Source organism: Paeniglutamicibacter sp. NPDC012692, from assembly GCF_042901625.1.
GTDB lineage: Bacteria > Actinomycetota > Actinomycetes > Actinomycetales > Micrococcaceae > Paeniglutamicibacter.
In genome coordinates, this window is record NZ_JBIBDE010000004.1 from 256,211 (window position 1) to 275,142 (window position 18,932).

Genomic DNA, 18,932 nt, shown 5'->3' on the forward strand with positions numbered 1-18,932 from the left:
GACAACCGCTTTTTCGCATGTTTCGGACGTCTTTGATTATTTCCTTTCTTTCAGTCAACGGGCCCGTTTCGCCTTGCCCTTGTTGATTCGCTTGCGGCCGTTTGCAGCGGACCACGCCCCATTGATGCTGACAGAGACGCAAGTGAGGCGGAGGGACACAGCCTCCCGTTACGTTGCTGTAATCAAATACGCCTTATATTGTCGTGTGATTTACGTTACGTTCCTTAGTAGCCGGGGAGCCTCGGCTGCCCCTTGGGCGATTGTGCCGGGGGCATACTTTTGAGGAGAGCCAACATGGTCGCACATGCACGATCGCGTTTTACTCGAGGAGGCCGTTTACTCGCGGTTGGAGCCGCAGTGGCCTTGACCGCCACGGCATGTGGAGGCGGCGGTGGTTCAACCAGCCAATCTCCCGGCGGATCGGGTGCGCCGGCGGCTTCGGGGGACGGTCAGCTGAAGCTCGGCACCCTGCTACCCAACACCGGTGCACTGAACTTCTTCGGGCCGCCGATGACAGCGGGCGTGAATCTGGCAGTCAAGGAGATCAACGCGGCCGGCGGGGTGAACGGGAAAGACGTGGCCACCATTAACCGCGATTCCGGCGACACCACGACGAACATTGCCACCCAGTCGACCACCGAAATGTTGGGACAAGGCGTTTCGGCAATCATCGGTGCGGCATCCTCCGGCGTGACAAAGACGGTGATCAACCAGATCACCGGCGAGGGCACGCTCATGATGTCGCCGGCCAACACGTCGCCGGACTTCAGCACGTGGGACGACAAGGGGCTGTACTGGCGCACCGCACCCTCCGACGTCATGCAGGGCCGCATCCTGGGCAACGTCATGGTGGGCGACGGCGCTTCGACCGTCGGCATGATCGTGCTCAACGACGCCTACGGCACCGGTCTGGCCAAGAACATCAGGTCCGCCGTGGAGGGCGCGGGTGGCGAGATCGTGGCCGAATCCATGTTCAACGAGGGCGACTCGCAATTCTCATCCCAGATTGACGAGGTGGTGGCGGCGAATCCCGATGCCATTGCCATCCTGAGTTTCGACCAGGCCCGCTCAATCATTCCTCTGCTTATCCAGAAGGGTGTCCCGGCCAGCAAGATGTACTTTGTCGACGGCAATATCACCGACTACTCGAAGGACTTCGACAAGGGCACCCTGAAGGGTGCTCAGGGCACCCAGCCCGGTTCCTTCGCGAAGGACGATTTCAAGGCGCGTCTGGCGACGGTCGATGACAAACTCAAGAACTGGAACTACGCCGCCGAGTCCTACGACGCCGCCACCGTCATTGCCCTGGCAGCCACCGCCGCCAAGGCTGCCGACGGGAAATCAATTGCCTCTCAGCTCGAGGCGGTTTCGCGTGACGGCGAAAAGTGCACCGATTTCGCCTCGTGCAAGAAGCTGCTCGACGAGGGCAAGGACATCGACTATGACGGCATCTCGGGTCCGATCAGCTTTGACAAGAACGGCGACATCTCCGAGGGCATCATGGGCATCTACAAGTACGACGACAACAATGTTCCGCAGCCGCTGCGTGAAGAGGCCGGTGCAGTCTAACGCCGGAAACGCACGCTAGCTCGAACGGGAAGAGGGGTTGGGTTCATCTGGAACCCAACCCCTCTTTGCATGTTTTTTGCTTGGTCGTTTGCGTCTAGCTTCCGGGTGTAGGGTCCCGGCGCTGGTCCGCTTCCTCGCGTTCCACGGTCTCGGCAAGATTGCCGAGGTAGAGCTGGATGACCTTGGGGTCGTTGAGCAATTCCCTGCCTGTACCCGTGTGGGCGTCGCGGCCCTGGTCCAGGACATAGGCACGGTCGCAGATCTGCAGGCAGCGCCGCGCGTTTTGCTCGACCATGATCACGCAGACCCCGGCGCGGTTGATCTCATGGACCCGCAAGAACGTCTCGTCCTGCTTCACAGGTGAAAGCCCTGCCGAGGGTTCATCGAGCAGCAACACTGCCGGGTCCATCATCAGGGCCCGGCCCATAGCCACCATCTGCCTTTCGCCGCCAGAGAGGGATCCTGCACGCTGGCTTCTGCGCTTGCCAAGCTCCGGGAACAGGGACGCGACGAAGTCAAAGCGTTCGGCAAAGTCCTTGGGGCGTTGGAAGAGACCCATTTGCATGTTTTCCTCGATGGTCAGGGTCTGGAAAACATTGTTGGTCTGCGGCACGAAGCCCAGGCCGCGGGCCACCAATTTGTTGGCCTTCAGCCCGGTGAGGTCCTCGCCGTGCACCACCACGGTTCCCGAATGGACTTTGACGAGCCCGAACATCGCCTTGAGAAGCGTGGATTTGCCCGCGCCATTGGGGCCGATGATGCCGATGAGTTCGCCCTTGCGGGCTTCCATGTTGCATCCGTTGAGGATGTTGACCCCGGGGAGGTACCCGGCCACCAGGTCACTGACGGTCACGACGGCCTGGCCTTCCGTTTCGTTCATGGCTTCTCCTGGGTTTCGTCGGTTGGTTCGGTCGGTTCGCTCGTCGTCAGAAGTTCGCCAGCGTCGGCCGTGCCGACCACGGATTCCTCATCCTCGCTGAGCGCATCCTCGAGCTTCGCCGCTCCGTCTGCGGTGCCGAGGTCGACGTCGTGGTGCGCACCCAGGTATGCGTCGATCACGGCAGGGTCCTGCATGACCGCCTGCGGAGGGCCCTCGGCGACCACCCGGCCCTCGGCCATTACGATGACCCAGTCGGCAATGTGCCGGACCATGTGCATGTCGTGCTCAACGAAGAGCACGGTTGTTCCGGTGCCCTTGAGGTTCTTGATGTGGTCCAGAAGCGATTGGGTCAGCGCCGGGTTCACGCCTGCCATGGGCTCGTCAAGCATGACCAGCTTCGGGTCGGCCATGAGCGCGCGGGCCATTTCCAGGAGTTTGCGTTGGCCGCCGGAGAGGGACGCCGCGTAGTCTTCCCGCTTTTCGTCGAGCTTGAATTTCTTCAGCAGTTCATCCGCGGTTGCGGTCAATTCGGCTTCGCGCGCCTTCCAAAGCCACGGGAACATTGCCTTCCACAGGGATTCCCCGGGCTGGTCCTTGCCGCCCAGGCGCATGTTTTCGATGACGGTGAGCTTGCCCATGACCTTGGTCAGTTGGAAGGTTCGGACCATTCCCAGACGGGCCACCCTGTGGGGAGGCACCCCGGAGAGGCTGTGCCCATCGAAGGTCCAGGAGCCGGCGTTGGGTGAGTCGAAGCCCGTGAGCAGGTTAAAGAGCGTCGTCTTCCCGGCTCCGTTGGGTCCGATCAGGGCGGTGATTTTGTGTCTGGGGATCTCCACGTGGTCCACGTCGACGGCGTGCAGCGCACCGAAGGTGCGTCGTACGCCGTCGGCGACGATGATCGGATCCCGTTTGGCGCAGCCGGGCTCGGCCGGGCCAAGTGCAATCGGTCGGGTGTCGTGGACGTACGGGTTCTCTAGCTCTGGGGACACGTCCGTGGAAGGCGAGTCCGCGAACTGTTGCGCATCGGTCATGAGAATGCCAGTTCTTTCTTGTTGCCCAAAATTCCTTGGGGACGGAAAATCATGAGCAGCATCAGGGCGACGCCGACCAGGATGTAGCGAAGCTGGCCTGCCTGGATGCTGGTCAGGAACGTGATCGCCCCCGATTCGATGAGTCCCAGGAGGATGCCCTGGGTCAGCGAGAGTACAACCCAGAAGATCATCGCGCCGAGTATGGAGCCGAACACGGTGGCCATGCCGCCGAGCAACAGCGCCGTCCACAGGAAGAACGTGAGTTCGGTTCCGTAGTTGGCCGGTTGAACGGCTCCCGTTGGCAGTGTGAAGATGATTCCGGCCAGCGAGCCGAAGATTCCACCGATGATCAGCGCTTCCATCTTGTAGACAAAGACGTTCTTGCCAAGTGAACGAACGGCGTGTTCGTCCTCCCGGATGCCCTTGAGCACCCGGCCCCATGGGCTGCGCATCAAACCCCAGACGATGCCCGCGCACAGCAGCACCAAGGCCCAAGCCACGATGGATATCCAGAGTGTCCTGTCGTTGTATTGCAGCGGGCCGACTTGGTAATTCCCCGGCGGGAACGGGTTCAGGCCGTAGAAGCCGCGTTCAAAGGTCGCCAGGCCGTTGGCCGAACCCGTGACCTTGGTGAGTGAGTTGGTGGTTACGACATACCTGACGATCTCGGCCGCCGCGATGGTCACGATAGCCAGGTAGTCGGCGCGCAAGCGCAGCGTCGGGATACCCAGCAGGAGCGCAAAGAGCACCGAGGCGACGATTGCCGTCAGGACGGCAATCGGCAGCGGGGCCCCGAAGGTCAGCGTTGATATGGCAAACCCGTAGGCGCCAACCGCCATGAATCCTGCCTGGCCGAAGTTCAACAGCCCGGCGTAGCCGAAGTGCACGGCCAACCCGAGGGCCGCCAGTGCGTAGGAGGCCGTGATCGGGCTGACGATCTGGGTCAGCGCGTTGGTAAAGATCGTTGCGAAGTCCATGTCTGCTCTCCCTTAACCCACACGCTCGCGACGGCCCAGGATGCCCTGGGGCCTGAACAGCAGCACCAAGATCATGACGGCCAGGGCCCCCACGTACTTCAGGTCAGCCTCGAGCCAGATCGTGGAGATCTCGACCATCAGGCCGACGAGGACTGAACCGATGAGGGCGCCGAACACGGTTCCCAGACCGCCGAGGGTGACGCCTGCGAAGATCAGCAGCAGGATTTGTTGGCCCATGTTGAAGGTGACGCCGGGGCGGTAGTACGCCCACAAGATGCCGCCCAGGGCGGCGAGCATGCTCCCGACCACCCACACCATCCGGATGACCCGGTCAACGTCGATGCCCGATGCCGCGGCCAGTGCGGGATTGTCGGCCACGGCGCGGGTTGCCTTGCCGAACCGCGTCTTGAGCAGCAGCAGCGCCACGGCGATGATCACCACCAGCGAAACCATTAGCGATATCAGGGTGTTGCGGGAGATCGCAATCCCCGCGAACTTCAACAACGGACTCTGGGCTCCCGGCAACTGTTCGGTGGTTCCGCCGAAGAAAAAGAGGATGATGTAGCGCATGGCCAGCGCCAGACCGATGGAAACAATCATCATCGGCACGAGTGCCGACCCACGGCGCCGCAAGGGCTTCCACAGTCCCCAGTCCTGGATCCATCCGAGTGCGCCGCCGAGTAGCACCGCCACGATGAGAGCGGCCCACAACGGGAAGCCCCAGGCGGAAAGCCCAAACGCGGCCACCGCGCCGAACGTCACCATCTCGCCGTGGGCGAAGTTGGTCAGGCCCGTGGTTCCGAATACCAGCGAGAGCCCGACCGCGGTCAGCGCCAGCAACAAGCCGAAGCTCAGTCCCGCGACGACGCGTTCGGCCACGATGGATCCGAATGATGTGACGGGCGGGGCAACGTTTTCGCCAACCTTGAAAATGACACCCATGTTCGAGGACGTGCCAAACTCGACAATCCGGGGATTGGGTTCCCCGCTGGCCAACGGCTTGTCCGGGGGCAGGGTCGTGACATCAAGCAGGACCTCGTAGGTACCCTTTTCGGGAACGACGATGACCCATCGTCCGTCCTTGTCGGTGACGGCCTCGGCGCTGAATCCTTTGCTGGAGGTTGCCGTGATGCGCACGCCCACGACAGGTTCTTTCCCATCGCGCAAGGTTCCGCGGATGGTGTATTCCTGCGCTTGCATTGGCGGCTGGACCTGGGCGGCGATCGGTCGGTCCACGGCGACCGCGGCCGACGGAGGGAGCAGCGACGCGAACAGCACGCCAATGAACAACCCAAAGATCACGAACAAATGGCCAGTTGTTGATTTGGCTTGACGAAGCACGGTGCGAGCCCTCTCGTCGCTTTCAGCCCGAACTACAAGTAATTCGAGGACTGATGTGGCATGGGTCACTATATGTTTGATTATCGTAGTGCCAAGAAGGACAAAAACGGCAAGCTTCGGACCGGGAAGTGCCTGATTCCCATAACGGTCTGGTAAATGCGGGGTCTTGGGGTTTCCTGGCGTGGCTCTCTGCGCCTCGGATGGTCGCCCGTACTGTCCATGCGGTCCGGAGTCTGGGGGGCTGCATCCTTGGTGCGCCGCAATCGTTCCTGACGGGTTGCGATGCCAGGGAACACCTTTGCGTGCGGACCGGGTCGGAAATGCAGGCGTGGCCGCATGTGAGGTCAGGTGACCGGTGGAGCGTCCGACGACCGGAAACCATGCCCTGTTTAGATTTCTTGAAGAAAGGTGGTCGGATCGGGATTTATCGGTCGTGCTCAGTCGTTGTATCAACGTAGGCTATTAACTGACAACCTACCAAGGAGAATCATCATGGCCCTGGGCGGAAACCCGGTCTTCAATTCCAAGAACTATCGCGAGCAGACCCGTGCGGCCGGCCCCGCGGGTGCCGCGCCCACTGCGTATGCTCAGCAGAACATGAGCCCGCAGGCTCTGCAGGACCTGTACTCGCAGCCATCTGCATCGGGCATGCAGATGGGACGACTGACCTACAACGAGGTCATCAATAAGACCGCGCTGTGCCTTGGCGTGGTGGTCATCGGCGCCGCCATTGGCTGGCAGGTTCCGATGCTGATGCTGGTTGGCGCGCTTGTTGGTCTGGTGCTTGGCCTGGTGAACTCGTTCAAGCGTGAGCCGTCGCCAATCCTGATCCTGCTGTATGCGGGATTCGAAGGGCTCTTCCTAGGCGGCATCTCTGCCTACTTTGATGCCAAGTTCGACGGCATCGTCATGCAGGCTGTCATCGCAACCTTCTCCGTGTTCGCGGTGACCCTGGTGCTGTACCGCTCGGGCAAGTACCGTGCGACCCCGAAGATGACCAAGATGTTCATGATTGCGTTGATCGGCTACGGCCTGTTCTCGCTGCTGAACTTTGTCCTGATGCTCACCGGCGTTGTCGGCGGCGAGTTCGGCATGCGTTCGGGCGGACTTGGCCTGGCCATCGGCGCTTTTGCCGTTTTGCTTGCAACCTACGCCTTGGTCATGGACTTCACCTCGATCTCCGAGGGTGTCCGCCAGGGCGCCCCGGCGAAGATGGCCTGGACGGCGGCCTTCGGCCTGACCGTGACGCTCATCTGGCTGTACGTCGAGATTCTGCGCATTCTGGCTATCTTGCGTGGCAACGACTAGTCATTCTGCCGTGTAACCGCGGGGCAGTACCCACTATTTGGGTGCTGCCCCGCGGTTTTTCTGCAATATGGGCGTCATCTATGACGCGCACTGAACTTTCAAGGGATACCGTATGTTCATGAGATTCAATGGCAGTGCCACCGCAGGGAGCCACGCCATGCCATGTGGCATGCGCACGGCTTCCCAAACACTGCCGTCGAAGACCGGCCTGCCGAATGCCGAAAAAGCCGCTTCGCAGGGTCGCGCAGCGCGCAGCGGAAACGAGGCCGCGGCGTGAGATTCTCGGAGATCTTCAACCGCAACCCGCAGAACGGCCAGGGGCTGGTGGCGGGTGCGGCAGGTGCAGGACTGGCGGCCTCGAACGAGGCGCCATCGGTGGACCACAGCGAGGCCGAAGACATGCCGTACGGAGTGCGCATCGCTGCGTCCTGGGGCTGGCGCCTGATCGTCATAGTGGTGGCCGTCGGCATTGCCGTCTGGCTGCTCTCGCAGGTTTCCCTGCTGGTCATTCCGCTGATGATCGCCGCACTGCTCGCAGGGCTGCTCAGCCCCGTCGTCCACTTCCTGCACGAGAAGGCCCGCCTGCCCAAGGGGTTGGCCGTCGGGATCACCATGATCGGCTTCCTGACGCTGGTCATCGGCGGCCTCTCCGTGGTTGGGCAGCGGTTGGCAAGCGGATTCTCCAGCCTCTGGGCCCAGGCGCTGACAGGCATAGCGCAGATCCAGAACTGGCTCTCGTCCGGACCGCTGGCCATGAGCAACGAGGACCTGGACACGTTGATCCAGGATGCGATCAACCAGCTGAAGAACAATTCCTCGGACATCGTCTCCGGGGCGCTCTCGTGGGGCACAACGCTCAGCCATCTCGCCGCCGGCATGCTTTTGGTGCTTTTCTCGCTGATCTTCCTGCTGCTTGACGGCCCGCGGATCGGCAAGTTCTTCATCAACGTGCTGCCCCGGCGTGCACGACTGGCCGCGGAGGGGGCGGGCAAGCGCGGTTGGGCCTCCATGGTGATCTACGTGCGCGTGCAACTCTTCGTCGCCTTCATCGACGCGGTGGGCATCGGCGTCGGCGCGTTGATCCTCGGCGTTCCGCTGGCCCTGCCGCTGGGCGTGTTGGTCTTTATCGGGTCGTTCATCCCGGTGATCGGTGCCATGGTGACGGGTGCCGTGGCCGTGCTGCTGGCGTTGGTGGCCAACGGGCCGGTCAACGCGCTCATCATGCTGCTGGTCGTCCTCTTTGTCCAGCAAGCCGAATCCCACATCCTCCAGCCTTTGATCATGGGCAAGGCCGTGAGCCTGCACCCTCTGGCCGTGGTCATGGCCGTGGCCGGCGGCTCGATGGTCGCCGGAATCCCCGGGGCGCTCTTCGCCGTGCCGACGCTGGCCGTTGCAAACACCGTGGTGAAGTACATTTCCAATCGCGGCTGGGAACACGATCCGGCGCTGGCCACCCCCGCGCGAATTATCGAGCCGGTCCGCAACCCGGAACCGGCGCCCGCCGATCTTGACGGCGAAGAACCCGCCCGCGGGTCCTGAACCCCCGTCGATCGACCAGAACCCCCTTATTCAGCCTGACCCCCGCGTCGTGACGCACAGCAGAAAGTCGTTCAATGATCCAGCAGACCAAACTCCCGGTAAGCCTCGCCGACATCGAACACGCCAGGACAATCCTCGACGGCGTCATTGCACGGACCCCGGTGGAGCATTCCCGCGCGCTGTCCCTGGCCATCGGGTCGGAGGTGTTCCTCAAGTGCGAGAACCTGCAGAGGGCCGGCTCCTTCAAGGTGCGCGGCGCCTACGTGCGCATGTCCAAGCTTTCCGCGGAGGAGCGTGCTCGCGGCGTGGTGGCGGCCTCGGCAGGCAACCACGCACAGGGCGTGGCCCAGGCCGCGCGCCGGCTGGGCATCAAGGCCAGGATCTACATGCCGTTGGGCGTGGCGCTGCCCAAACTCACCGCGACCCGCGACCACGGCGCGGAGGTCGTCCTGCACGGGCACAACGTCGATGAGGCGCTGGCCGAGGCCGAGCGCTACGCCACGGCCACCGGCGCCGTCTTCGTCCACCCCTTCGACAACGCGGACATCATCGCCGGACAGGGCACCATCGGGCTGGAAATCCTCGAACAGCTCCCCGACGTCGACACCGTGCTCATGGGCGTCGGCGGCGGCGGGCTGCTGGCCGGCGTTGCCGTGGCGCTCAAGGCCAAGGCGGCGGAACTGGGCCGGGAAATCAAGGTCATCGGCGTCCAGGCCGAGAACGCCGCGGCCTACCCTCCGTCGCTTGCCGCCGATGCGCTGGTTCCGCTGGACACCGTGCGCACCATCGCCGACGGCATCGCCGTGGGACGCCCGGGACAGCTCCCGTTCCAGATCATCCGCGAACTCGTCGACGACGTGGTGACGGTCTCGGAGGACGGCCTGGCCCGCGCCCTGGTGTTCCTGCTGGAGCGTTCCAAGCTGGTGGTCGAGCCGGCCGGCGCCGTGGGCGTCGCGGCGCTGCTGGAGGGCAAGCTCGAGGAACTGGGCATCAACCCGACCAAGACGGCCGTGATCCTTTCCGGCGGCAACATCGACCCGCTGCTCATGCTCAAGGTCATCCAGCGCGGCCTCTCAGCCGCCGGTCGCTACCTGACGGTGCGCATGATGCTCGATGACCGCCCGGGCGAGCTGGCCACCATCTCGCGGGTCATCGCCGAATCCGACGCAAACGTCACACGGCTCGACCACACGCGCGTGGGCGGTTCGCTGTCCATGGGTGACGTGGCGATCACGATCGACATGGAAACCAAGGGCCATGCGCACTCCGAATTGGTGCTCAACAACCTGCGGGCCGAGGGCTTCCAGCCCATGGTGATGGGCTAACCGCCAACCGCGTTTCCCTCCCGGTGCCGACGGCGCCGGGAGGGAATGCACGAGGGCCTGGGTCCCGACGCCAATGCGACGGGACCCAGGCCCTCATTCGTGCGCCGCGGGCCAGCGGGAAGCGTGGGCCCGCGTGCCGCTTAACGAGCGATGGCTGCCCGCTACTCGCCTGCATCGGCGGGGGAGTAGTGGGCAGCCATCGGCAGCGTGCGGTCGCGCTTGCGCGCGACCCGGCGTCTAATTAGGCGCTGTAAGGCTTGCAGGAAACGATCTCGACGGCGATTTCCTTGCCGTTAGGGGCCGAGTAGCTGAGCTTGTCGCCGGACTTGGCGCCGTGCACTGCCGCACCGATCGGGGACTTCTCCGAGTAGACCTCGAGGTCCGTGTCGCCTGCAACCTCGCGGCTGCCGAAGAGGAAGGTGGTCTTGTCGCCGGCGATGATCGCCTCGACGAGCATGCCCGGTTCGACGATTCCGTCATCGGCCGGAGCCTCGCCGACGTGGGCGCGGCGCAACAGGTCCTTCAGGTAGGAGATGCGTGCCTCTGCCTTGCCCTGTTCTTCCTTGGCCGCGTGGTAGCCACCGTTTTCCTTGAGGTCACCCTCGGAACGAGCCTGCTCGATGCGGTCGACGATCTCCGCGCGGCCGGGGCCGGCAAGGTGGTCGAGCTCGACGGTCAAACGATCGAAGGCCTCTTTGGTCAGCCAGACGACTGGTTCGTGATTGGTGGTAGTCACGGTGGTACTCCTTGTGTAATCAGGGCGGTAGTCCCCGCAAGGGGGCAACCTGCCGAGACGGTCCCTGCCGATGATGCGACGAACATCCTGCAAGCAAAGACCCCGCACAGATGGGTGATGAACTTCGTCCGTCACGTTCTGTAGCGGGGCATAACGTATTAGAAAGATATTAGCCGTCGATGGGCTTTTACCCAAGAGTTTGAGCTTTTGGCGTACTGGGCGAGTCGCCGCAGGATCCGTTCGCCCGGGGTCAGGAAGCCTTGACGATCTTGCATTCCTCGATGCCGACGGTGGTGGCCAGGGATTCGGTGCGGAGATTGACATCGAAACGCGTCGTTTCCCTGCCCTTGCCCTCGCTCGGACCCACGGTCAGCGTCTTCCAGCCGACGATCGCATAGGACTCGTTCATGGCCCTGACCTCGCATTGTGCCGTCTGGTCGGCGTTCTTGGAGATGTCCACCACGGCACTTGCCTGCGTAGGGGAGCTGACGACGAAGGACTGGTCCTTGAAATCCACGCCGCTCTGCGTTGCCCAGGTCAGGTAAAGCGCACCGATGACTCCCACGGACAGACCGCCGACGATCAGGTTCCGGCGTGTCTTTTTGGCAAGGCGTCGCTTGGGCGAACCGTACCTATTAGTTAAGCTGGACAATGGCGCCTCTTTCGGATTCATGGGCGTCGCGGCCGGGGAGAAATCATCCCTACCAGTCTAAGCCTTGGCCAGGGGGATCCCCTTACCGAGCATATGGAGTTGGAGTTACACACGTGGAAGATCACAAAGCGGGGCGGATCGCTCCCTCCCAGGGCCTACGTTTGCTGGCAATCCATGCCCACCCGGACGACGAATCCTCCAAGGGCTCCGCGACAATGGCGGCCTATGTCGCCGCGGGAGCGCGCGTCATGGTCGCCAGCTGCACCGGCGGCGAGCGCGGGGACATCCTCAACGCCGCGGTCGGCGAACTCGCCCACGCACACCGCGATCTCGCGGGGGTGCGCCGCCGGGAAATGGCCGAGGCCGCTGCCGTGCTGGGCATCGAACACCGCTGGATCGGCTTTGTCGATTCCGGGCTGCCCGAGGGCGACCCGCTGCCGGCCCTTCCCTTCGGCGCCTTTGCGCTGCAGCCCCTGGAGACCGCCGCGGCACCGCTCATCAAGCTGATCCGCGAATTCAAGCCCCACGTGATCGTTGCGTACGACGAAAACGGCGGTTACCCGCACCCGGACCACATCCAGGCGCACAAGGTGGCCGTGCACGCGTTCGAAGAGGCAGCCAAGGCCGAGAGCTCCCCGGAACTCGGCGAAGCGTGGGAGACCTCCAAGCTGTACTACGACCGCGCCTTCGCCCCGGAGCGCTTCAGGACGCTGCACTATGCAATGCTCGAGGCCGGCATGGATTCCCCGTACGCCGAGCGCATCGCCGAGTGGGAAAAGCACCCCGACCAGCAGATGTTCGGGTGGGTTTCGCCGCACAAGACCACCACGCAAATCCACAGCGCGGAGTTCTTCAAGCACCGCGACGCCGCATTGCTGGCGCACCGGACCCAGATCGACCCCACGGGCTTCTTCTTCGCCGTCCCGGAGGCGATCTACGAGAAGGCCTGGCCGTGGGAAGACTTCACCCTGATCAAGTCCGCGGTTCCCACTGAGCTGCCGGAGAACGATTTGTTCGCCGGTCTAAGATAGATAACGTGCCGGTACTCCCGGCTGCCAACTTTTAGAAAGAGCCTCGCGCGTGTATTCGTCCCTGCAGTATGCAGCCTCCGTATCACCTTCCCCCGTTCCAGTCGCCCCGCCGGGCGATGCTGCACAGTCCATCGGTCCGGGTTTCGCCGGCTTCGTTGCGACGGCAGCCCTGGTCATCGTCACCATCTTCATCATCCGCGACATGACCCGCCGCATCCGCCGTGTCCGCTACCAGGGCGAGGCCGAGGCCCGTCAGCAGGACCTCGTTGAGCGCGGCAAGAAGATCCAGCCGGACGAGCCCGGGGACAAGCCAGCCCGCTAGGCCCCGTGCGTTGGTGCCGGACGGGTCCGGTGCCAACGCACACACGCGTGGAGTAGGCTCACGAGCATGGGTCAACGAATCGCCGGCAGCGCCTCGGCCTACCTGCGCCAGCATGCACACCAACCCGTCGACTGGTGGCCGTACTCGGACGAGGCATTCGCCGAGGCCGCGGCGCGCGAGGTCCCGGTCTTCCTGTCGATCGGCTATGCGGCCTGCCACTGGTGCCACGTGATGGCCCGCGAGTCGTTCGACGACCCGGGGATCGCCGCCTACCTGAACGAGCACTTCGTGCCGATCAAGATCGACAGGGAAGAACACCCCGCCGTCGACCAGATCTACATGGCCGCCACCCAGACCCTCACCGGCGCCGGCGGCTGGCCCATGAGCGTCTTCACGCTGCCCGACGGGCGGACGATACACGCAGGCACCTATTTCCCGCCGGCTCCACGCCCCGGCACGCCGTCCTTCGGCCAGGTGCTGGAGGCCGTGAACGACGCCTGGGTGAACCGGCGGCCCCAGCTGGTCGAGCAGGCCGCCGCGCTGGCCGACCACCTGGGCTCGGTGGCCGCCGGGCAGGCCAGGATGTTTTCCCGTTCGCTGCCGCTACCCGGGTCCTCCGACGAGCCGCGGCTTGCCCCGGTGGTGGAAGCCGCCGTGGACCGGCTCGCCGCGCTGGAGGACCCCGCCGGCGGCTTTGCCCCCGCACCCAAATTCCCGCCCTCGGCGGTTCTCGATTTCCTGCTGCGAGCAGGGCTCGGTTCCGGCCCCGCGGCGGGACAGGCCACGGAACTGGTTGCGCGGACCCTTGGCACGATGGCCCGCGGCGCACTGGCCGACCACGTCGGCGGCGGATTCGCCCGCTACTGCGTCGACGCCGGCTGGAAAATCCCGCACTTCGAGAAGATGCTCTACGACAACGCCCAACTGCTGGGCGTCTATGCGCGCGCCGCGGTGCAGTTGCCCGAGGCGAAGGACCGCGAACTCTCGCGCCGGGCATCGGCGGGCATCGGGGCCTGGCTGGAGCGCGAAATGCTGCTTCCCGGGGGTGGCTTCGCTTCCTCCCTCGACGCCGACACCGTGATGCCCGACGGCACCCACCGAGAGGGGGCCACCTACACCTTCAGCCGCACCGAGGCCGGGGCGCTGGTTCCCGACCGCGGGAACGTCTTCTGGGCACTCTGGGAGGGGCGCGCGGCGGAGGAACCCGGGCGCGAGGAACCGCAACTGACGATCGCGCTTTCGCGCACCCCGCAGCCGGGGGAGTGGGCTGCCCTGGATGCCGCATTCGCCGCGTTGGGGGAAGCCCGCGCTCGGCGCATCCAACCCGGGCGGGATGAAAAGGTCGTCGCCGGGTGGAACGGGCTCATGGTGCAGTCTCTTGCCGAGGCATCGGTTCTGCTGGACGACCCTGCCCTGCTGCGGCTGGCCGGCGGCGCGGCAGACTACCTGTGGAGCACCCACTGGGATGCTGCCGCGGGTTCGCTGTACCGGGTGAGCTACCGGGACCGGGCCAACACCGAAATCGCCGGCGTGCTTGAGGACTACGCGGGTGTGGCGCTGGGGTTCCAGGCCCTGGCCGTTTGCGGCGGGGAACCGGCGTGGATCGAGCGGGCGAATGCGGTCCTGGAATCCGCCCTCGAGAAGTTCCTGCCCGGCGGGCAACCCTTCGACGCACCCGACGACGATCCGCGGGTGTTGGCCAGCAGGGCCGGGGCGCGAACCGCCGAGGCACTTGACGATGCAGTGCCGGCCGCGACCTCGCTGCTGGCTTCGGCGCTGCTGAACCGGGCGGGCTTGGTCCAACTGGCCGGCGAGGACCCCGGAGCGGAAGCTGGCGCACGGATCGAATCAGACCTGGAGCTGGTGCGCCGACTCGTTGGTTTCGTGCCGTCCATTGCCGAACGGGCCCCGCATGCCGCGGGCAGCGCGCTGGGTGTCGTGGCGCGTTTTGCGCATTCCGCAAGCGCGGAGCTGGCCGTCGCCGGCGGCACTCCGGAGGAGCGCCGTGCCGCGATGCGGTTGGGCATCCTCGCCGGCGTTTCGCAATGGGGTGAGATGCCACGGTCCGGCGCCGCGTCTTCGGCCTATCCGGCGGGGCCCGACGGCGCGCTGCGGCTCTACGTGTGTCGCGGCGGAGTCTGCCATGCCCCGGTCGGCGACCTGCAGTCCCTTGACTTGATGCTCGCGCCGGGTCTGGCCCACACCGGCCAAGACGACTAGGCGGTTCCCAGCACCGCCATGGCGATGGCGACGAAATGGCAGGTGAACCCGGCAACGGTGAATGCATGGAAAAGTTCGTGGAATCCGAACCAGCGTTCGCTGATGTTGGGACGCTTCAGTGCGTAAAACACGGCGCCCGCGATGTAGAAGGCGCCACCGGCGCAGATCAGGATCGCCGCGGCCGGATTCGCGGCGTAAAAATCGCCGATGAACAGCAACGCGGCCAGACCCAGCAAGACGTAGACCGGGGTGTAGACCCAGCGAGGGGCGTCGGTGTAAAAGACCCGGAATGCGACCCCGGCCAGGGCCCCGATCCAGATGGCAATCAGCAGGGCCGTCGCCTTGTGGGGCGGGAGCAGCGCCCATGCCAGCGGGGTGTAGGAGCCGGCAATGACCAGCATGATGTTGGTGTGGTCCAGACGCTTGAGCACGCGCTTCACCGTGGGTGACCAGTTGCCGAGGTGGTAGGTGGCGCTGACGGTGAACAGCAACACCCCGGTGAAGGCGTAGATGGCGCTCGTGGTTTTTCCGCCCCCTGGCGGGGCCAGCACGACCAGGACCACGCCCGCGGCCAGCGCAATGGGTGCCATCGCGGCGTGGATCCAGCCGCGCAGCAGCGGTTTTGGTTCCGGTGCATACGCGGCTGTCGCCGCCTGATGATCCGTGGCGGCCGGCGTGCTTGTGGACTGGGGGCGTGGTGCCTTGGTCATGGCCTCATCCTATACCTACGGATTGGTAAGTTACTTGTAAGTAATGAATTTTTCGCAGCAATTTCACACCCGCCCGAACCGCGTCATGTCACCACGCGGTGCCCGCAAAAGGTAGCGTTGGGTGTAGGTGCGGCAATCGCCGCATCGGCCAGATCCAATGCGGGAGTATTGCGGTGGAATTACCGGGTTTCGTTTATCGACTCTATGAGCGGAAGATCCGACGTTCGCTGAGCCCGGAAAAGCTTCCGACGCATATCGGCGTGCTGGTGGACGGCAACCGCCGCTGGGCCAAGCTCGCCGGCGCCACAACCGCAACCGGACACCAAGCCGGTGCCGACAAGATCCTCGAGTTCCTTGGCTGGTGCCGCGAACTCGACATCAACATGGTCACCCTCTACATGCTTTCCACGGACAACATGAGCCGTTCCAGCCAGGAGCTGGACGACCTCATGGGCATCATCGCCAACACCCTTGACCGGCTCGGGGAAACCAAGGCCGTGCGGGTGCACCCGGTTGGCGCCCTGGAACTGCTTCCGGACTACCTCGCGGACAAGCTCCGCGAGCTGGAGGCCTCCACGGTGCACATCACCGGCCTCCACGTCAACGTGGCCGTCGGCTACGGCGGGCGTCGGGAGATTGTCGACGCCGTCAAGGCGTTGCTGCTCGAGGGGCAGTCCAAGGGGCTTGATGCCGCGCAAATCGCCGCCGACCTGGATCCGGACCAGCTGGCCAAGTACCTCTACACCAGCGGCCAGCCAGACCCGGAGCTGGTCATCCGGACTTCCGGAGAACAGCGGCTTTCCGGCTTCCTCACTTGGCAGAGCGCCTACTCGGAGTTCTACTTCTGCGAGGCCCTCTGGCCAGATTTCAGGCGCGTGGACTTCCTGCGGGCCCTGCGCGACTTTTCCGACCGCCAGCGACGCTTCGGTTCCTAGCGGCACCTTACCGGGCGGCAGGGATGGCCTGCCCGGACCAAATGCCGCAAGGGGCCGCCCCGAACGCGAAAGCAGTCCGGAGCGACCCCTCCACGGCATTGGCCAAGCGACCCCTAGAGGACCTTGTCCAGGAAAGCCCGGACGCGCGGGTTGTCGTTGGTCTCGGAGAAGAAATCCTCCGGCGCCATGTCGGCTGCGATGACGCCGCCGTCGACGAAGACCACGCGGTCGGCCACCTTGCGGGCGAAGCCCATCTCGTGCGTCACCACCACCATGGTCATGCCGTCCTTGGCCAGGTCGGTCATCACGCCGAGGACGTCGTTGACGACCTCGGGGTCCAGCGCGCTGGTGGGCTCGTCGAAGAGCATCAGCTTCGGGCTCATGGCGACGGCGCGGGCAATGGCGATGCGCTGCTTCTGGCCGCCGGAGAGCTGGCTCGGGTAGGCATGGGCGCGGTGTGTCATGCCCACCTTCTCCAGCAGCTCCAGCGCATGCTTCTCGGCGTCGGCCTTGCTGGTGCCCAGCACGTTCATCTGCGGGAGCATGATGTTTTTCAGCGCCGTCATGTTGTGGAACAGGTTGAACTGCTGGAACACCATTCCCATGCGGGAGCGAAGCCGGTCCAGGTCGACGTTGGGGGCCAGAAGGTCCTCGCCGTCGAAGATGACATGGCCCGAGGTGGGGGTTTCCAGCAGGTTCAGGCAGCGCAGGAACGTGGATTTTCCGCCGCCGCTGGGGCCGATGACCGCAACCACTTCGCCGGGTTCGATGGTGAAGTCGATGCCGTTGAGCACCTTGAGGCTGCCAAAGGTCTTGGTGATTGCCGTGGTCTGCAGGAGTGCCATTAGATGTAAACCGCCAGTTTCTTCTCGAGGCGGTTTGCAACCAGCCCGATGATGTTGGTGAGGATGTAGTAGACCAGGCCGATGAACAGGTACACGGTCAGGGCGTCAAAGGTGCGGGAGATGATGGTCTGGCCCACCAGGAACAGCTCGCTGATGGTCACGAAGGACACCAGTGCGGAGTTCTTGGTCAGCGAAACGAACTCGTTGCCCAGCGGCGGAAGCATGCGCAGGAACGCCTGCGGAATGATCACGTGGCGCAGCGCGGAACCGGAGCTCATGCCGCACGAACGCGCGGCTTCCATCTGGCCCTTGTCGACGGACTGGATGGCGCCGCGGACGATCTCCGTGACGTACGAGCCGCTGTACAGGCCCAGGGCGAGCACGCCGGCCACCATCGGCGGAAGCTGGATGCCCAGCTGCGGAAGGCCGAAGTAGATGAAGAAGAGCTGGACGATGAACGGGGTGCCGCGGATGACGGAGACATACACGGTGCCGATCCAGCGGATCGGGGCGATCTTGGAGAGCCTTGCGAAACCGCCCAGCATGCCGAAGCCCAGGCTCAGGCACAACGACATGCCAATGATCTGGAGCGTCGTCAGCAGGCCGGCCCACAACGGGCCGGCGGAATTGGTGATGGATGAGATGTTGATCAGGCTGTGCTTCTTGGAACCATCCGTCGGAGCGTCGACCACGTCGCCGAACCACTGCGAGGTGAGCTTGTCGTAGCCGCCGTTGGCGTGGAGGTCCTTGAGCGCGGCGTTGAAGGCATCCCGGATGTCGGTGTCGCTCTTCTGGAACGCGTACCCGTAGTTCTCGTTCGTCAGGCGGTCGCCCACCTGCTTCAGGCCGCCCTGCTCGTGGATGAAGTAGCGGCCGCCCGGCTGGCCCGTGACAACGGCGTCGGCCTGGCCCAGCTTCACGGACATGAACATCTGGTCGTTGGTCTGGACCTGGACCAGTTCGGCCTTGGGCTGGTTCTGTTCCAGCCATTCGACGGACTTGGTGCCCACCTGCACGGCGATCTTCTTGCCGGCCAGGTCTGCCAGTGAATTCACCGTCGTGTTCGCGTCGGAGACGAAGATTCCCAGGCCGCCGGGGTAGTAGACGTCGGAGAAGTCGACGGCCTTGGCCCGTTCGGAGCTGATATAGATGGCCGATGCGCCGACGTCGATCTGGTTCGCCTGCAGTGCCGGAACGATGTTTCCAAACGGCATCTGCACGAACTCGACGTGCTTGATGCCTGCCTTGGCGGCGAGCTGGTTGACCAGATCGATGTCAAAGCCCATCTTCCCACCGTTGGCATCGGTGAACTCGAACGGCGGGAAGGTGGCGTCGGTGCCCACCTTCAGGGTGGTCTTGCCCGACTGAAGGTCAGCGAGCTTGGTCGACGTCGGTGCCGGCGGGGGAGTGGTTTCGGCACTTGCCGGTTGGGCGGCAAATCCGGCGATGGCCAGCACGGAGGCCGCCGCAACGGCCCACATGCGGGAACGGGTGAATAGTTTCTTCATTGG

17 protein-coding genes are annotated in these 18,932 nt (G+C 64.3%); 8 read left to right on the forward strand and 9 right to left on the reverse strand.

Features of this window, described 5'->3' with window-relative positions:
• Nucleotides 1-294 precede the first annotated feature (294 nt).
• On the forward strand, nt 295-1,569 hold the full coding sequence (locus ACFY5D_RS15560; protein WP_387531675.1) for an ABC transporter substrate-binding protein: 1,275 nt from the start codon (nt 295-297) through the stop codon (nt 1,567-1,569).
• Nucleotides 1,570-1,663: 94 nt separating this feature from the next.
• On the opposite strand, the gene ACFY5D_RS15565 is transcribed toward ACFY5D_RS15560, so the two are convergent.
• The 4 genes from ACFY5D_RS15565 to ACFY5D_RS15580 are packed head-to-tail and all read right to left on the reverse strand — an operon-like array spanning nt 1,664 to nt 5,765.
• Nucleotides 1,664-2,449: an ABC transporter ATP-binding protein gene (locus tag ACFY5D_RS15565; RefSeq protein WP_387531678.1), complete on the reverse strand. Its 786-nt coding sequence runs from the start codon at nt 2,447-2,449 to the stop codon at nt 1,664-1,666.
• The gene (locus ACFY5D_RS15570) at nt 2,446-3,480 is read right to left on the reverse strand and encodes an ABC transporter ATP-binding protein (protein ID WP_387531680.1); all 1,035 of its coding nucleotides are present in this window, start codon (nt 3,478-3,480) and stop codon (nt 2,446-2,448) included. The genes ACFY5D_RS15565 and ACFY5D_RS15570 overlap by 4 nt, the downstream gene beginning before the upstream one ends.
• Complete coding sequence (locus tag ACFY5D_RS15575; RefSeq protein WP_387531682.1) at nt 3,477-4,457, reverse strand: branched-chain amino acid ABC transporter permease; 981 nt, start codon at nt 4,455-4,457, stop codon at nt 3,477-3,479. Before ACFY5D_RS15575 ends, ACFY5D_RS15570 begins: the two co-directional genes overlap by 4 nt.
• A gap of 12 nt (nt 4,458-4,469) precedes the next feature.
• Entirely contained in the window at nt 4,470-5,765 is a 1,296-nt protein-coding gene (locus ACFY5D_RS15580) for a branched-chain amino acid ABC transporter permease (protein WP_387531685.1), read from the reverse strand.
• Between the two features lie 525 nt (nt 5,766-6,290).
• Here ACFY5D_RS15580 and ACFY5D_RS15585 point away from each other — a divergent pair.
• The 3 genes from ACFY5D_RS15585 (at nt 6,291) to ilvA (ending at nt 9,970) form a co-directional block, all read left to right on the forward strand.
• Nucleotides 6,291-7,106, forward strand: a complete 816-nt coding sequence (locus ACFY5D_RS15585) for a Bax inhibitor-1/YccA family protein (RefSeq protein WP_387531687.1) — start codon at nt 6,291-6,293, stop codon at nt 7,104-7,106.
• Between the two features lie 399 nt (nt 7,107-7,505).
• Nucleotides 7,506-8,645 carry an AI-2E family transporter gene (locus ACFY5D_RS15590; protein WP_387532090.1) on the forward strand — a complete coding sequence of 380 codons (1,140 nt, stop codon included), beginning with the start codon at nt 7,506-7,508 and terminating at the stop codon, nt 8,643-8,645.
• Between the two features lie 74 nt (nt 8,646-8,719).
• The gene (ilvA, locus tag ACFY5D_RS15595; protein ID WP_387531690.1) at nt 8,720-9,970 is read left to right on the forward strand and encodes a threonine ammonia-lyase; all 1,251 of its coding nucleotides are present in this window, start codon (nt 8,720-8,722) and stop codon (nt 9,968-9,970) included.
• A 241-nt stretch (nt 9,971-10,211) separates the two neighbouring features.
• Here the strand turns inward: ilvA and greA are convergent, their stop codons facing one another.
• Nucleotides 10,212-10,706, reverse strand: coding sequence for a transcription elongation factor GreA (greA, locus tag ACFY5D_RS15600; RefSeq protein WP_387531693.1), 495 nt, complete (start codon nt 10,704-10,706; stop codon nt 10,212-10,214).
• A 250-nt stretch (nt 10,707-10,956) separates the two neighbouring features.
• Nucleotides 10,957-11,358, reverse strand: a complete 402-nt coding sequence (locus ACFY5D_RS15605; protein ID WP_387531696.1) for a DUF4307 domain-containing protein — start codon at nt 11,356-11,358, stop codon at nt 10,957-10,959.
• Between the two features lie 113 nt (nt 11,359-11,471).
• Between ACFY5D_RS15605 and mca the strand changes: the two genes are divergently transcribed.
• The 3 genes from mca (at nt 11,472) to ACFY5D_RS15620 (ending at nt 14,931) form a co-directional block, all read left to right on the forward strand.
• Complete coding sequence (mca, locus tag ACFY5D_RS15610; protein WP_387531699.1) at nt 11,472-12,389, forward strand: mycothiol conjugate amidase Mca; 918 nt, start codon at nt 11,472-11,474, stop codon at nt 12,387-12,389.
• A gap of 49 nt (nt 12,390-12,438) precedes the next feature.
• Nucleotides 12,439-12,711, forward strand: coding sequence for a hypothetical protein (locus ACFY5D_RS15615; protein WP_387531701.1), 273 nt, complete (start codon nt 12,439-12,441; stop codon nt 12,709-12,711).
• Between the two features lie 66 nt (nt 12,712-12,777).
• A complete protein-coding gene (locus ACFY5D_RS15620) occupies nt 12,778-14,931 on the forward strand; it encodes a thioredoxin domain-containing protein (RefSeq protein ID WP_387531704.1) in 2,154 nt (717 codons plus the stop codon).
• Here ACFY5D_RS15620 and ACFY5D_RS15625 read toward each other — a convergent pair.
• Entirely contained in the window at nt 14,928-15,641 is a 714-nt protein-coding gene (locus tag ACFY5D_RS15625) for a hemolysin III family protein (protein WP_387531707.1), read from the reverse strand. The genes ACFY5D_RS15620 and ACFY5D_RS15625 overlap by 4 nt on opposite strands.
• Nucleotides 15,642-15,814: 173 nt before the next feature.
• On the opposite strand from ACFY5D_RS15625, the gene ACFY5D_RS15630 reads away from it, so the two are divergent.
• Complete coding sequence (locus ACFY5D_RS15630) at nt 15,815-16,576, forward strand: isoprenyl transferase (RefSeq protein ID WP_387531710.1); 762 nt, start codon at nt 15,815-15,817, stop codon at nt 16,574-16,576.
• A gap of 113 nt (nt 16,577-16,689) precedes the next feature.
• Here the strand turns inward: ACFY5D_RS15630 and ACFY5D_RS15635 are convergent, their stop codons facing one another.
• Both ACFY5D_RS15635 and ACFY5D_RS15640 read right to left on the reverse strand, forming a co-directional pair.
• Entirely contained in the window at nt 16,690-17,421 is a 732-nt protein-coding gene (locus ACFY5D_RS15635) for an amino acid ABC transporter ATP-binding protein (protein ID WP_387531713.1), read from the reverse strand.
• On the reverse strand, nt 17,421-18,929 hold the full coding sequence (locus ACFY5D_RS15640; protein WP_387531716.1) for an ABC transporter substrate-binding protein/permease: 1,509 nt from the start codon (nt 18,927-18,929) through the stop codon (nt 17,421-17,423). The genes ACFY5D_RS15635 and ACFY5D_RS15640 overlap by 1 nt, the downstream gene beginning before the upstream one ends.
• Nucleotides 18,930-18,932: the final 3 nt, after the last annotated feature.

What these genes read in the sequence shown, in the direction of transcription:
- ACFY5D_RS15560 (WP_387531675.1), top strand. Translation starts at nt 295, where the DNA reads ATGGTCGCACATGCACGATCGCGTTTTACTCGAGGAGGCCGTTTACTC.
- ACFY5D_RS15565 (WP_387531678.1), bottom strand. Translation starts at nt 2,449, where the DNA reads ATGAACGAAACGGAAGGCCAGGCCGTCGTGACCGTCAGTGACCTGGTG.
- ACFY5D_RS15570 (WP_387531680.1), bottom strand. Translation starts at nt 3,480, where the DNA reads ATGACCGATGCGCAACAGTTCGCGGACTCGCCTTCCACGGACGTGTCC.
- ACFY5D_RS15575 (WP_387531682.1), bottom strand. Translation starts at nt 4,457, where the DNA reads ATGGACTTCGCAACGATCTTTACCAACGCGCTGACCCAGATCGTCAGC.
- ACFY5D_RS15585 (WP_387531687.1), top strand. Translation starts at nt 6,291, where the DNA reads ATGGCCCTGGGCGGAAACCCGGTCTTCAATTCCAAGAACTATCGCGAG.
- ACFY5D_RS15590 (WP_387532090.1), top strand. Translation starts at nt 7,506, where the DNA reads ATGCCGTACGGAGTGCGCATCGCTGCGTCCTGGGGCTGGCGCCTGATC.
- ilvA (WP_387531690.1), top strand. Translation starts at nt 8,720, where the DNA reads ATGATCCAGCAGACCAAACTCCCGGTAAGCCTCGCCGACATCGAACAC.
- ACFY5D_RS15620 (WP_387531704.1), top strand. Translation starts at nt 12,778, where the DNA reads ATGGGTCAACGAATCGCCGGCAGCGCCTCGGCCTACCTGCGCCAGCAT.
- ACFY5D_RS15625 (WP_387531707.1), bottom strand. Translation starts at nt 15,641, where the DNA reads ATGACCAAGGCACCACGCCCCCAGTCCACAAGCACGCCGGCCGCCACG.
- ACFY5D_RS15635 (WP_387531713.1), bottom strand. Translation starts at nt 17,421, where the DNA reads ATGGCACTCCTGCAGACCACGGCAATCACCAAGACCTTTGGCAGCCTC.
- ACFY5D_RS15640 (WP_387531716.1), bottom strand. Translation starts at nt 18,929, where the DNA reads ATGAAGAAACTATTCACCCGTTCCCGCATGTGGGCCGTTGCGGCGGCC.